Annotated in this window: 9 protein-coding genes; 2 read left to right on the plus strand and 7 right to left on the minus strand. The window is 71.1% G+C overall.

Annotated features, from left to right (window positions below; genetic code table 11):
* Window positions 1-10 precede the first annotated feature (10 nt).
* Genes ABGB08_RS36225 through ABGB08_RS36250 form a run of 6 tightly spaced genes read right to left on the minus strand, consistent with a single transcriptional unit; the run spans window position 11 to window position 9,911 of the window.
* On the minus strand, window positions 11-1,114 hold the full coding sequence (locus ABGB08_RS36225) for a 2-oxo acid dehydrogenase subunit E2 (protein ID WP_347600079.1): 1,104 nt from the start codon (window positions 1,112-1,114) through the stop codon (window positions 11-13).
* Entirely contained in the window at window positions 1,111-2,094 is a 984-nt protein-coding gene (locus ABGB08_RS36230) for a transketolase C-terminal domain-containing protein (RefSeq protein ID WP_347600082.1), read from the minus strand. Before ABGB08_RS36230 ends, ABGB08_RS36225 begins: the two co-directional genes overlap by 4 nt.
* Window positions 2,091-3,017 carry a thiamine pyrophosphate-dependent dehydrogenase E1 component subunit alpha gene (locus ABGB08_RS36235; protein WP_347600085.1) on the minus strand — a complete coding sequence of 309 codons (927 nt, stop codon included), beginning with the start codon at window positions 3,015-3,017 and terminating at the stop codon, window positions 2,091-2,093. The genes ABGB08_RS36230 and ABGB08_RS36235 overlap by 4 nt, the downstream gene beginning before the upstream one ends.
* A complete protein-coding gene (locus ABGB08_RS36240; RefSeq protein WP_347600088.1) occupies window positions 3,005-4,240 on the minus strand; it encodes a glycosyltransferase family 4 protein in 1,236 nt (411 codons plus the stop codon). Before ABGB08_RS36240 ends, ABGB08_RS36235 begins: the two co-directional genes overlap by 13 nt.
* The gene (locus ABGB08_RS36245; protein WP_347600091.1) at window positions 4,237-4,560 is read right to left on the minus strand and encodes a phosphopantetheine-binding protein; all 324 of its coding nucleotides are present in this window, start codon (window positions 4,558-4,560) and stop codon (window positions 4,237-4,239) included. The genes ABGB08_RS36240 and ABGB08_RS36245 overlap by 4 nt, the downstream gene beginning before the upstream one ends.
* Window positions 4,557-9,911 carry an amino acid adenylation domain-containing protein gene (locus tag ABGB08_RS36250; RefSeq protein WP_347600094.1) on the minus strand — a complete coding sequence of 1,785 codons (5,355 nt, stop codon included), beginning with the start codon at window positions 9,909-9,911 and terminating at the stop codon, window positions 4,557-4,559. The genes ABGB08_RS36245 and ABGB08_RS36250 overlap by 4 nt, the downstream gene beginning before the upstream one ends.
* A 580-nt stretch (window positions 9,912-10,491) precedes the next feature.
* Here ABGB08_RS36250 and ABGB08_RS36255 point away from each other — a divergent pair.
* Together ABGB08_RS36255 and ABGB08_RS36260 are read left to right on the plus strand one after the other, a co-directional pair.
* The gene (locus tag ABGB08_RS36255) at window positions 10,492-11,727 is read left to right on the plus strand and encodes a nucleotide disphospho-sugar-binding domain-containing protein (RefSeq protein WP_347600097.1); all 1,236 of its coding nucleotides are present in this window, start codon (window positions 10,492-10,494) and stop codon (window positions 11,725-11,727) included.
* On the plus strand, window positions 11,724-12,635 hold the full coding sequence (locus ABGB08_RS36260) for a TauD/TfdA family dioxygenase (RefSeq protein ID WP_347600100.1): 912 nt from the start codon (window positions 11,724-11,726) through the stop codon (window positions 12,633-12,635). Before ABGB08_RS36255 ends, ABGB08_RS36260 begins: the two co-directional genes overlap by 4 nt.
* A 117-nt stretch (window positions 12,636-12,752) precedes the next feature.
* On the opposite strand, the gene ABGB08_RS36265 is transcribed toward ABGB08_RS36260, so the two are convergent.
* Complete coding sequence (locus ABGB08_RS36265; RefSeq protein ID WP_155346452.1) at window positions 12,753-13,772, minus strand: LacI family DNA-binding transcriptional regulator; 1,020 nt, start codon at window positions 13,770-13,772, stop codon at window positions 12,753-12,755.
* Window positions 13,773-13,796: the final 24 nt, after the last annotated feature.

Below are 13,796 nucleotides of genomic sequence, written 5' to 3' on the forward strand. Positions count from 1 at the left end.
GTACGACGAGTTATTCCAGCCATCGCCGCGGCGTCTCCAGCATCTGCTTCACCGCGCCCAGGAACATCGCGGCGTCCCGCCCGTTGACCACCCGATGGTCGAAGGCGAGCCCGAGCTGCACGGTCTGCCGGACCGTGAAACCATCATCGGCGGGCGCCACCTCCTGCTGCGTCGCCGCCAGCGACAGCGCGCACACGTGGCCCGGGTAGACGATCGGGATGGCGAGCGTGATCGCGCCGTCGTTGTGCAGGGTGACGGCGATGTTGGCGCCCTCCAGGTCCCGCTCCCGGAAGCTGCCGCGCAGCGCGGTCATCCGGTAGTCCATGAGCTCGCGGGCGACCGAGTCCAGCGGCCGCGCGTCCGCGTCGCGGACGACCGGGATGAACAGGCCCTTGCCGACGTCGATGGTCACCCCGACGTGCGCGCCCTCGGCGAGCCGGACGTAGCCGGGCTCGACCAGGGTGGCGAACAGCAGCGGGAACTCGGCCCGCTGGTCGGCGACGGACTTCACCACCAGCTCGGACAGGCCGATCAGGGTACGCGCGTGCTTGGACAGGTCGCGGGTGAGCTTGGCCGTGCCGGTGACGTCGATCTTGACGGCGGTGAAGGCGGCCGGGATCGTCTGGTGCGAGCGGCTGACCACGTCACCGGTCAGCCGCTGCGCCTTGCTCAGCGCGACGAGTCCGGCGCGGGCGTCCGGTTCGGGGGCGCGGGTGAGGGCTTCCACGTCCTCGCGGCGGATCACCTTCTTGCCGAGCGTGCGCAACCGCTCCGCGGACACCCCGAGCTCCTCGATGAGCGCTCGCGCGGGAGCGGTGATGACGATCTCCCCGGCGTCCTGCTGCCCGGCCGCCACGCTCACCTGCTGGGGTACGGCCTCGCCGGGCGCCTGCAACCGGGCGATGAGCTGCCCGGGTTCGCAGTCGGAGCCCTCGGCCACCACCCGGCGCAGGATGCCCGCGTCCTCGGCGAGCAGCTCCTCGGCGGTCTTGGAGGTCTCCACCACGACCAGCGGATCGCCGATCGCCACCGCCTCGCCGTCGGCGGCCAGCCACTCCACCAGGATGTAGCTGGTGTCGTTGTTGTTGAGCTTGGGCACCCTGATCTCGATCACGCCAGCACCGCTCTCCTGATGGTGTCCGCCTGGACGAGGACCTCGCGTTCCAGGTGCGCGGCCGTGGGGATGATCGAGTCGGCCGCGCTGACCAGCCGGATGGGCCCGGACAGGGAGGCCCACAGCTCGGGATGGAGCAGCCGGGACACCTCGGCCCCCCAGGTGCCGCCCGCGGAGCCGTCCTCGGCCACGACGATCGTGCCGGCGCCGCGCAGCACCTGCATGACGGGGGCCGGGTCGAGCGGGTAGAGGCGTTCCGGGACCAGCAGCACGCAGGTGATCTCGTGGTCGATGAGCAGGTCGCGCATGGCTTCCAGGGCGCGGTCGGTGAGGCCGCCGGGGGCGATGATCACGCAGTCGGGGGGCAGGTCGCCGTCGGCGTAGACGCGGGCCCAGCCGCCGATCAGCTCGAACCTGAACAGGTCGTCGACGACGCCGTCCCGGCAGATCCGCCGGGTGTAGAGGACCTTGTCCTCGAAGAGCACGCAGGGGTTCTGGCGGGCGAACATGGTGGCCAGCAGGGCGTGCGCGTCGTGGAAGGGGCTCAGCTCGTACAGGTCCAGGCCGGGGATGCCGATGAAGTGTTTCTGCAGGCTCTGGCTGTGGGTGGGGCCGTAGCCGCGCCGGCCGCCGGTGGGGCAGCGGACGATGAGGGGGATCGGGACGCGCCTGCCGTACATGGTGGTGGACTTGCTGGCGAAGTTGAGCAGCTGGTCGAAGGCGAGGGCGGCGAAGTCGCCGAACATGATCTCGACGATGGCGCGGTCGCCCGCCAGGGCGAGACCGGCGCCGACGCCGACGATGCCGCCCTCGCTGAGCGGGGTGGAGATGACCCGGGAGCCGTGTTTGGTGGACAGGCCTTTGGTGATCTTGAAGGCGCCGCCGTAGGGGTCGACGATGTCCTCGCCGAGCACGTGCACGGCGGGGTCGGCGTCCAGCAGCGCGTGCAGCGCCTCGTTCAGGTGCTCGGCGACCCTCATGGCCGCTCCCATTCCGACGCCGGGCGGATCAGCACGTCGTCCACCACGCGGGCGATGAAGGCGCGCTGCTCCTCGTCCAGGCGGGCGAACTGCTCGGGGAACGCCTCGGCGTAGCGCGGGTGCCAGTCGCCCTCGGCCGCCTCGCGCAGCTCCTCCGGGGTGCGCGTGTCGTCGCCCTTGCTGTGCGGCCCGGCCCGGCGCACCGCGATCTCGGCGACCACCGGCCGGAACTCGGATCTGACCACGGCCGCCAGCGGGGCCAGCTCGGCCCTGATCACGTTCACGTCCACCGACTCGATCCGGTGGTGGAGCACGCCGAACCCGGCCGCGCGGCCCGCGATCGAGCCGGACAGCTGCGCGGTCGTCGGCGTGGACTGGGCGATCCGGTTGTGCTCCACCACGACCAGCAGGGGCACCCGCCACAGCTGCGCCATGTTCAGCGCCTCGTAGACCGACCCCTCACCCCACGTCCCGTCCCCGATGTACGCGCAGGCGAGCCGTCCCGGCGTGACCCGCTTCAGCCGCAGCGCCACCCCGACCGCCACCGGCAGGCTCTCGCCCTGCACCCCGGTGGACAGGAACCGCTCGTGGTAGACGTGCTGGCTGCCGCCGACGCCGTTGCAGACCGCCCCGGCCCGGCCCATGATCTCGGCCAGCAGCGCGTGCGGCTCGTCGTGCCTGGCCAGGAAGTGGCCGTGGCCGCGATGGTTGCTGAACACGTAGTCGTCCGGATGTAGCAGAGCACTGACCGCCACCGGGACATGTTCCTGCCCCAGGCAGGTGTGCGTGGTGCCGTTGAGCTGGCCGCGCTCGAAGAGGAGTAGTAGCGCCCGCTCGAAATGCCTGATCCTGAGCATGCGCCCCAGATCCACGTCGGCCACAGGCGTCAACGCCCGCACCCGCTCCTGAATCACACCGACCATGTGCTCTCTATCCTGCCTTCCTTCGCACGAGCCGCGAGCGCCGCCAGCGCGGCCTGACGCCGGTTCGGGCGCAGTGCGGTGAGATGGGTCTCCAGCGCGTCCTCGTCCAGCGACGCGATGAAGTCACGGGCGGACGCGCGAGACCGCCGCGACAGCTCGTGGTAGAGGTCGGGGTGGGCCAGCACGGCCGACAGCGCGTCCGCCCACGGCCCGAGGTCCTGCTCGGGCACCACGGGAACCGGCCGCGCGTGGCCCGCCGACTCGTACTTCTCGATCCGCCGCACCGGCAGCAGATAGGGCACGCCCAGCTTGGCCTCGGCCAGGCCGCCGACGTCGGAGGCCAGCACCGGGATGCCGCGCGCCATCGCCTCCACGCAGGTGTAGCCGAACGTCTCGTCCCACAACGACGGCATCAGCAGCACCCGGGTGCGGGCCAGGATGTCGTCGATCTCGTCGGACGGCTCGATCACCGTGATGTTCGGCCGCCGCTCCAGCTCGGCCAGCTCCGGTGGGGTCGCCCCCCAGGTGGGCACGGCCAGGAACGGCACGTCGGGCCGCGCGTCGGCCAGCCCCAGCAGGATGGGCAGCCCCTTGTAGCCGCACGGGTTGATCATCGTGACGTGCGTGCCCTCGGTCCGCTCCTGCGGATCCCCGTAGATGTGCGGGTAGATCAGCGTCGACCGCAGCTCGCCCCATCGCTCCATGTACGACTGCGCCGCCTTGCTCACCGCCAGCACGCTCGCCGCCCGCTTCACCATCCGGGTCCCCGCCCCGCTCGGATAGAACGAGCCGGGGCCGAACGGCAGCTGCTGCAGCGTGTGCGCGAGATACACCACCCGCTCCGGCGTCGCCTTCAGCGCCGCCCCCAGCATCAGCAGGCCGGGGTCGTCGGACGGCACCAGCGTCCAGTCCGGCTTGACCTCGGCGGCCACCTCCCCGACCCGGCGGGCCAGCTGCGGCGGGCGCGCGACCGCGCGCGCGTTCACTCCCTTGTACGCGTACTCCACCCCGTCCTCGGTGACCGATGTGATCGTGGCGCCAAGATTCCGCAGGTAGGCCACGTGCTCGTCCACCGAGGTGGCCCGGAGCGCGCCGGACATCGGCGCCACCACGTGGCACTCGTGGCCGCGCGCCGCGAGCTGCTCCAGCAGGACCCGGTTGGATTTGTTCGCCCCGCCGTGACTCGGCAGGTGGAACATGTTCTGGGCCAGCAGCACCCTCATGCGTCTTCCGAGAGCAGCTCGCTGATCTCCTCGTCGGACATGCCCTCAAGCTGCTTGAGCAACTCGGCCAGCTCCTCCTCGCCGACCGCGTCCAACCGGCCCTGGTCGATCGCCTTGGCCACCTCGGCGACCGTGAAGCCGGAGGTGAACAGGACGTCGATGGGGAGCTCCACGCCGTACTGCTCCTCGACCCTGGCCAGGAACTGGACCATGGTCAGCGACTGGCCGCCGAGCTCGAAGAAGTCGTCGTGCGGGGTCGGCGGGGCCTGCCCGAGCAGCTCGGTCCAGATCTCCGTCACGGCGGACTCGGTGGGGGTCATGCCAAAATCCTTTCAGCGGGAGACTTCCTGGCGTTCAGCTCCGCGAGGCCGGCCAGATCGTCCGGCTCGGCGTCGGGAGTGTCCCGGTCGAAGTGGGCGAGCGCGGGATGGCGCAGCGCGATCACGATGGTGACCGCCATCGCCAGGCCGCAGATCAGGTAGAGCAGGCCGATGCCGCGCCCCTCGCCCACCCCGATCAGCGCGCCCACGGTCGGCGCGAGCGCGCCGCCCTCCCGCAGCAGTGGTTCGAAGACCAGCCCGGCCGCCCACGCCTGCACGGCCAGGCCGATCGGCTGGGTGGACATGGCCAGCATCTGGTTGATCGAGATCACCCGGGCGTGGTAGCGCTGCGGGACCTTGGCGTGGATGATCGTGATCCAGATGCCGTCGCCGATCGACATCATCAGCGCCATCCCGGCCGCGCACACCGCGATCAGCGCCAGCGACGGGCGCAGGCCCATCGCGAAGGCGAACGCCGCCACGACCCCCACCGAGGCGAGCATTCCGAACATCCGCCGGCGTTTCGGGCCGCCCCAGAGGGAGATGGCGAAACCGCCCGCGACCGCGCCCAGACCGGCGATCACCGCGATCCTGCCGGTGTCGGCCAGATCCCCGATCGACAGCACCAGCGGCGAGATCATCACGAACGCGGTGAACAGGAAGAAGTTCACGGCGAACATGGTCAGCGCCATCGCCCGCAGGCCGCGCCGCCGCCACAGGTAGCGGAAGCCGTTACGGATCTCCGCGCCGACGCTCTCCCGCCGCGTCCAGGCCAGCCGCTTCGGGAACGGCGTGAGCAGGGTGACCGTGACGGCGACCACGTAGCAGGCCACGTTGGCGATCAGGATGCCGTCCAGGCCGATCGCGGCCAGCACGCCGACCGCGAACAGCGGCACCATCAGGCGGCCGATCGCGTTGCCGAGCTGGAGCACGCCGCCGGCGTGGCCGAGATAGTGCTTGGGCGCCAGCTGCGGCACCGCCGACGACCAGGCCAGGCGCTGCACGGTCAGCGAGATGGACAGCAGCGTCAGGATGCCGTACAGGGCGGGCATGGACAGGTTGCCGGTGAGCAGCAAGGCCAGCATCACGGCCTGCAGGGCCAGGCAGGCGCCGTCCCCGGCCAGCATGGCGAGACGGCGGTCGTTCCGGTCCACCAGCGCGCCGATCACCGGGGACAGCACGAGCCCCGGCACCAGGCCGATGATGGCGAACAGGCTGAACTGGAGCAGCGAGCCGGTCTGCAGGTAGGCCCAGATCGGCACGGCGAACTCGGTCATCGCGGTGCCGATCATCGACACCATCTGGCCGCCCGCGACGCGCAGGAACCGGCCGAGCCGGGTGTCGGCGGGCGGCGCCTCCCGGGAGACCGCCTCCTTGCGCCAGGTCCCGGCCTCGTGCGGGCCGTCCAGCGACCGGTGCACGGTGGTGACGATCTTGGCTAGCTCGTCGGGGCGGTAGCGGAGGAAGTAGTGCCCGGCCTCGTCGATGACGACCAGGGCGGTGGTCCTGGCGGTGACGTGCCAGTCCCGGTAGCGCTCCGGGTAGTAGTCGGTGATCGGGTCGCGGCTGCCCACGATCGAGATGACCGGCGCGGACAGCAGCGGCGCGCCGGTCTCGATCAGGTCGGTGAAGTACTCCTCGCCCGCGCGGGCGTCGCCGCGCATGGTCCTGACGATCGTCTCCACCTGGTCGACGTCCAGGCCGTCCAGGTCGGCGCCGATGGCCCGCAGCCAGTTGGCCTCGCCGTTGTCGTTGAGCGTGCGCTCGCGCCGGAAGTAGCGGGCCAGCAGGCCGTTGAGGCCCTTGCGGGGGGCGGCGAACGGGAAGCTGCCGCCGATGTAGACGGCGTCGATGGTGCGCCCGGCCCGCTCCACCCGGCGGGCGATCTCGGTGGTGAGGGCGCTGCCGACGCAGTGGCCGTACAGCACGAGCGGGCCGCGGACGGTGGCCAGGATCTCGGCGGCGACCTGCTCGGCGGCCTCGTGGAAGGGCAGCGCGTCTTCCTCGACGCCCAGCTCGTGGCCGGGCAGGGCCACCGCGTGCAGGGCCACCCCCGCCGGCAGCGCTTCGGCGAGGGCCTGGTAGACGACCGCGCTGCCACCGCCGTACGGCACGCAGACCAGCGTCGTCGTGGCCGGGCCCGGGGGAGTGAGGCGCACCAGCAGGCCACGGCCCGGCTGGCCCGGCTCCTCCGCTTCCTCCGGGCCGTCGACGAGGGCGGCCAGGGCGGCGATCGTCCGGTTGGCGAGCGCGTCCAGGACGCTGACCGGGCGTTCCGGGAGGACCTGCCGGAGGCGGGCGATCATCCGGATCATCAGCAGCGAGTGGCCGCCGAGCGCCATGAAGTCGTCCTCGACGCCGACCTCGTCCCGGCCGAGCACCTCGCGCCAGACGCCCGCGATCACCCGCTCGGTCTCGGTGCGCGGCCCGACGGCGCCGGCGGTGACGGCCGCGACGGGTTCGGGCAGGGCCTTTCTGTCCACCTTGCCGTTGGCGTTGAGCGGGATCGCGTCCAGCTCGGTGAACACCACGGGGATCATGTACTCGGGCAGCCGCAGCGCGCAGTGTTCCGCCAGATCACCGGCCGGGCCCGCCGCGACGTAGTAGGCGACCAGGCGGTCTTCGTAGACGGTTGCCACCGCGTCGCGTACGCCCGGGTGGTCGAGCAGCGCGGCGCGGACCTCGTCCAGCTCGATCCGGTAGCCGCGGATCTTGACCTGGTCGTCGAAACGGCCGAGGAAGGCGACGTTCCCGTCGGGCAGCCAGTGCACGCGGTCGCCGGTGCGGTAGACGCGCTCGCCCTCGAAGGCGACGAAGCGCTCGGCGGTGAGGTCGGGGCGGTTCAGGTAACCGCGGGTGACTCCGACGCCGCCGACGTAGAGCTCGCCGGGGACTCCGGCGGGGACGAGCTTGCCGGCCGGGTCGAGGACGTACATCCGCATGTTGGGCAGCGGGCGGCCGATGGGCACGATCTCGTGGTGCTGGTGGTGGGTGATCGGGTAGACACAGGTGCCGACCGACGCCTCGGTGGGGCCGTACTCGTTGATCAGCCGGCCGGGGCCGAGGATCTCCAGCCAGCGGTCGGCCAGCGAGCCGGGTAACGCCTCGCCCGCGACGACGATCACCCCGGCCAGCCGGGCCGCCTGCTCGTCGTCGAGTTGATGCCCGAGAACCTCGAGGTGGCCGGGGGTGAGCTTAATAAAGGAGAAGGGTCCGGAACGTGCCAGAATCTGACCTAGCTCACCCATATCAATGTCTTGCGGGAGGATTGTCACGGTTTGCCCGGCTACCAGCGGGGCCCACAGGTTGGGCACCACCAGGTCGAACGCGACAGAGCCCATCAGCGGCGCGCCGCCGTCGCCGCGCGCGGCGAGCTCCTGAACCGCCCACCAGACGTGGTTGACCAGCCCTCGATGGGTGACCTGCACGCCTTTCGGACGTCCGGTCGAACCCGAGGTGAAGATCAGATACGCGAGCCGATCGAGGTCATAAGGCACGCCGGGCGGCGTCGCGGGCTGTGCCTCGATTGTCGGATCGGTGATGTCGAGCACCTCGACGCCGGTGAACAGGTCCGCGTAGGCGGCCTCCGTCACCACTAACCGGGTCTCGGCCGTCTCGAGCATGTCGGCGATCCGCTGCGCCGGGAAGGCCGGATCCATCGGCACGTAGGCCGCGCCCGCCTGCCACACGCCGAGCAGCGTCGCGATCAGGTCGCGCGAACGATCCAGCAGCACGCCGACCGTCGACTCCGTCCCCACGCCCAGCTCCCGCAACCGGTTGGCGATCCGGTTCGCTCGCGCGTGCAGCCCCTCGTAGCTGGTGGCGACCCCGTCGAAGACGATCGCGGTGCCGTCCCGCCGCTCCTGGAGCAGCTCCGGCAGCGGCGTCTCGGGGTAGGGGGCGGCCGAGTCGTTCCACGGCCCCCGGATGAGCTCCCGCTCCTCGGCCGTCACCAGTTCGAGCGCCGACAGCGGCAGGGTAGGATCGGCGGCGATCTGCCCGGCCAGCCAGTGGAAGTGCCGGGACATGCGGTCGACCGTGTCGTCGTCCAGCACGTCCCTGCGATAGGTGAAGTCGAGGCCCACCTCGTCGCCGTCCAGATGCACGAGCAGCGACAGCTCGTAGCCCAGGTCGTCGACCTCGTGACCCCAGATCGACGCGGTCAGGCCCGGCCAGTCGCCGCCGCGCTGGTCGCGGAAGCCGCGCAGCGAGAAGCTCACCGGAAGGGCCAGGTCGATCGAGGCGCGCTCGGCCAGCACCGCCAGCGGCAGGTGGCCGGTGAGCGCGCCGCCCACCGACCGCCGCAGCCGGGTGGCCACCTCGGGGAACGCCGGATCGCCGGATAAATCCCCACGAACCGGGACGGCGCTTACGAAACAGCCCACGACCGGTTCGAGTTCGACCCGGCGGCGTCCGCCGTTGGTGGAGGCCAGGGTCAGGTCGTGCTCGCCGGTGTAGCGGGCCAGCAGCATGCTGAAGACCGCCAGCAGCGCGGTGAACGGGGTCGTGCCCGGGCCGCCGGCCGCCTGGAGTCTGGGCAGCACGCCCGGCGGCAGGACCGTCCAGTGGGTGGCGGTCCTGCGGCCGCTGGGGGCCGGGCGCTCGCGGCGCATCGGCAGGCGCACCCCGGTCGCGCCGTCCAGCCTGCGCCGCCAGTGCTCCACCCGGGCGTCGACCGTGTCCTGGGTGAGCTCGGCGCGGGACCAGGCCGCGTAGTCGGCGTACTGGATCGGGAGCGGCGGCAGGTCGGGTTCGCGACCGTCGAGGGCGGCGGCGTAGCGGGCGGCGAGCTCGTCGGCGAGCAGGCTCATCGACCAGCCGTCGGCGGCGATGTGGTGACAGACCACCAGCAGGGCGTGCGAATCCTCGGCCAGGCGGATCAGCGTGGTCCGGACGACCGGGCCCTCGCGCAGGTCGAAGCGGTGGGTGACGGCGTCGGCGGTGACCTCGGCGGCGATGTCCGGAGCGTCGAGGTACTCCAGCGGCATCGGGAACGGCGGGTGGATCCGCTGGTGCGGTTCGTCCCCCTCGTAGGTGGTCCGCAGGCTCTCGTGCCGGGCCAGCACGCCGTCCAGGGCGGTGGTGAGCGCGGCCAGGTCGAGCGGGCCGTCCAGGCGGAGGCCGAGGGTGGCGTTGGGCGCCGTCGCGGTCCCGTCGATCTGGGAGCCCAGCCACATCTGGCGCTGCTCGTACGAGCAGGGCAGGACGCCGTCGTCCCGGGGGACGCTCGGGATCGGAGCCTTCGCGCGGGATGGCAGGAGCCGGGCGAGGGCGGCCTGGCGGAGGGGAGACAGGCCTCCGATCGACGAGCGCGGTGCTGATGGCGACGTGGAGGTGGATGTCACTGCCACTGAGTGGCCTCTCCTCTTCGAACTTTGAACATGGGGCGAGCTCTGGCGAACAACACGCATGCCGAAAGCGGCCGACGCGCCTATTTCGGTCCGCCGCCTATTTCGGTGCTGTAGTCGAATGCTGTGCTATTCAGCAATGGGAGCGCTCCCACAGCGCCTCCCAGAGAGATTAAATGAACCCCTCCACCAGCGCAAGACTGATGGCGGTAATTATGTCACACGGTCGCATGTAAAGCGGATCCGTGTCACATCCGGTGAGCAATCGAGTACGTGGGAGCGCGTCCACCTCCGGCGGGCTTCGTGCAGGTCACGTGCGTTCGACCAGGATAGTGTGATACTTAAAAAAAGTCACGGCCTCGACGCTGAGGAACCGGATGGGCGAGCGTTCCAGATTTCGGGATCACCGTTGACAAGGATACGTCCGTACTGCTTCTTTGTACTCATTCCGGGGTTGGGGAAGAGTGCAAGAGAGCGCTCTCCGAATGGGAGTATCACTCACCGCGTGCCATCGAAGCAAGGGAAATGAAAGTTTCATGTCCAAGACGCTGTCAGGCGGTTTCCCCGTGCCGGAGTGGTGCGTGTGACGCGGATCCTGCTGGTGACCCACGGCACCGACGGCGACGTGCTGCCCTTCGTCCGGCTCGGCGCCGAACTCCGCGCCGCCGGGCACGAGATCACCCTGGTCAGCCACGCACCTTACCGGGATCGCTGCGATCTGGACTTCGCGGCGATCGACACACCGGAGGAGTTCGCCCGCCACCAGGCCGACACCGCCCATCTCATGGACACCCGGGGCGAGTCAAGCTGGCTCGGCTTCTACCTGCGCAACGGGCTCTTCGACCAGCTGATCCGGGAATGCCGCATCATGATGGCCGCGCACCGGCCGGGCGACACCGTGCTGGTCGGCCGCCACACCTCGGCGGTCTCGGTCCGCTTCGCGGCCGAACTGCTCGGCGCGCCCGTCGCCTGGGTGGCCGTCTCCCCGATCCAGGTCATGTCCGCCCGCCTCGCCGCCCACATGTACGGCACCGAACTCGCCCCCCGCTTCGCCCAGGTACGCGCCGAGCTCGGCCTGCCCGAGGTCATCGACTGGCAGAAATGGTTCGCCGGGGCCGATCTCGACATCGGGCTGTGGCCGGGCTGGTTCGACCGGGCCGGGGCGCGGGCGCCCGAGCGGTTCGCGCTGACCGGCTTCGCCGTACCGGACGAGGGGGAGGAGCGGCTGCCGGACGGGGCCGAGGCCGCGCTGGCCGGGCGGCCGGTGCTGATCACCGGCGGGACCGGGCGCATGCTCAACACCCGCTTCTACGAGGCCGCCGTGGAGGGCTGCGCGGGCCACCCGGCGCTGCTGGTGGTGCCGCACGAGGACCTGGTGCCCCGGCCGTTGCCGCCGGAGATCACCTGGTTTCCCCGGCTGCCGTTCCGCCAGGTGATGCCCCGGGTCGCCGCGATCGTGCACCACGGCGGCATCGGCACGCTCACCCGGGCGCTGGCGGCCGGGACCCCGCAGGTGGTGCTGGCCGACGGCGCCGACCGGCCGGACAACGCGTCCCGGCTGGCCCGGCTCGGGCTCGCCGCCTGGCTGCCGCCCGCCCGCTGGGGCGAGACCGCCGCCGCCCTCGGCGGCGTGCTGGCCGACCGCGGCCTGCCCGGCCGGCTGCCCGGGGACCTCGATCCGTCGGCCGGGATCGCCGGGGCGGCCCGGCTGATCGAGAAGCTCGCCGACCCGGTTCCGCCCACCCGGCCCAAACTCACCCCGCACCAGCGCCTCGCGCTCAGAAAACACCTCAGCTCAGCGAAGAAGGACAACCGATGACCTGGCAGCCATTCGAGATCGCGCCCGAGAGCCCCGGCCAGAGCCTGGGCGACTACCTGCGCGGCAACCCCGTCGACGACCTGCTGATCAAGGAGAAGGCGCTCGTCTTCCGCGGGTTCGCCGTCACCGAGCAGACCCTGGAAGGGCCGATGGAGCTGCTGCTGCCCCACCGGCTGGCCTATGTGCACGGCAACTCACCCCGCACCAAAGTGGGGCAGAACGTCTACACCTCCACCGAATACCCGGCCGAGTTCACGATCTCGATGCACAACGAGCTCTCCTACGCGGCCGGGTGGCCGTCCCGGCTGATGTTCTTCTGCGCCCAGGCCGCCGCCATCGGGGGAGCCACCCCGGTCGTGGACGGCGTGCGCTGGCTGGAGTCGCTCGACTCCGGCGTGCGCGACGACTTCGCCAAGGGCGTGCGCTACACCCAGAACCTGCACGGCGGCATGGGCCTGGGCAAGAGCTGGCAGGAAACCTTCGAAACCGACTCGAAGCCGGAGGTGGAGGCGTTCCTCGACGCCTCCGCCGCCGAATGGGAGTGGCGCGCCGACGGCGGCATCCGGGTCAGCCAGGTACGGCCCGCCACCACCCGCCACCCCGTCACCGGCGCCGAGGTCTGGTTCAACCAGGCCGACCAGTGGCACCCGGCCTCCCTCGGCGACGACACCGCCGCCATGCTGGCCGAGATCATGCCCCCCGAGGACCTGCCCCAGTCCGTCACCTTCGCCGACGGCAGCCCCATCCCGCCCGGCCACGTCATCCAGGCCCGCGACCGCGGCCTCGACAACGCCGTCGACGTGAACTGGCGAACGGGCGACGTCCTGCTGATCGACAATGTCCTCGTCGGTCACGGACGCCGCCCGTTCACCGGAGCTCGGCGCGTTCTGGTGGCTATGAGTGATTAGGCTTGGCCGCGCCCCCGTCTGGACTGACGGAGCGCCGGGAGCGTAGCGACCAGAGCGGAGGAGGGAAGACGGGGGCTCCCCAGCGGCCAAGCCCGCCGATCCGGAGGATCGGCCATGTTACGTACTGGCCCGGATCACCAGGTGGGTGTCTAGGATGACCACGGGTTGTTCGAGCGGTTCGCCGTTGATCCGGGCCACCAGGAGCTGGACCATCTGCCGGCCCATGGATTCGGTCGGCTGATGAACGCTGGTGAGAGGGGGATCGGTGTGCAGGGCCACCTTGGAGTCCTCGAAACCGATCAGCGCGACGTCGCCGGGGACCGACTTGCCGCGTTCCCGGAGCACTCGGAGCGCTCCCACGGCCATCGGGTCGGAGGCCGCGAACACCGCGTCGAGGTCGCCGTGCCGGTCCAGCAGCTCGCGCATCGCCGTGGAGCCGCTCTCCTCGGAGAAGTCGCCGTACGACACCCGTTCCGGCGTGCCGGTGGCGAGCAGCGCGTCCCGGTAGCCGGCCAGCCGGTCCACGCCCACGCCCATGTCCTGCGGGCCCGCGATCGTGGCCACCCGGGACCGGCCGTTGCCGAGCAGGTACTTCACCGCCTGCCGGGCCCCGGCCCGGTTGTCCATGTCCACGTAGCTGTACGGATTGAGCCCCACCGGGCGACCGCCCAGCACGGTCGGCACGCCCAGGTTCTCCAGCCGCCCCGGCAGCGGGTCGGCGCCGTGCACCGAGGTCAGCAAAACGCCGTCCACGTGCTGCCCGGTCAGGTAGTTCTCCAGCCGGTCGTGCTCGTTCCTGTTCTGCGCCATGCTCAGGATCAGCTGCAGCCCGGTCTCGGCCAGCGCCGAGCCGATGCCGCGGATGAGCCCCGCGAAGTACGGCTCGTCGAACACGCGCTGCTCGGACTCCGACACCACCAGCGCGATGGTGTCGGTCCGATTGGTGACCAGGGTCCTGGCCGCCCGGTTCGGCACATATCCGAGTTCGTCGATGGCGAGCAGGACGGCGTCGCGGGCCTTGTCGCTCACCTTCGGCGACCCGTTGATGACCCGTGACACCGTGCCACGCCCGACCCCGGCCCTGGCCGCGACCGCTTCGAGAGTCGGTCTGGCGGCCAAGCGGCGGTCCCCGTTCATCAAATCTGCCCCCTCATCACTTGG

Origin of the sequence: Acrocarpospora sp. B8E8, assembly GCF_039871605.1 — a bacterium.
Classification (GTDB): Bacteria; Actinomycetota; Actinomycetes; order Streptosporangiales; family Streptosporangiaceae; genus Acrocarpospora; species Acrocarpospora macrocephala.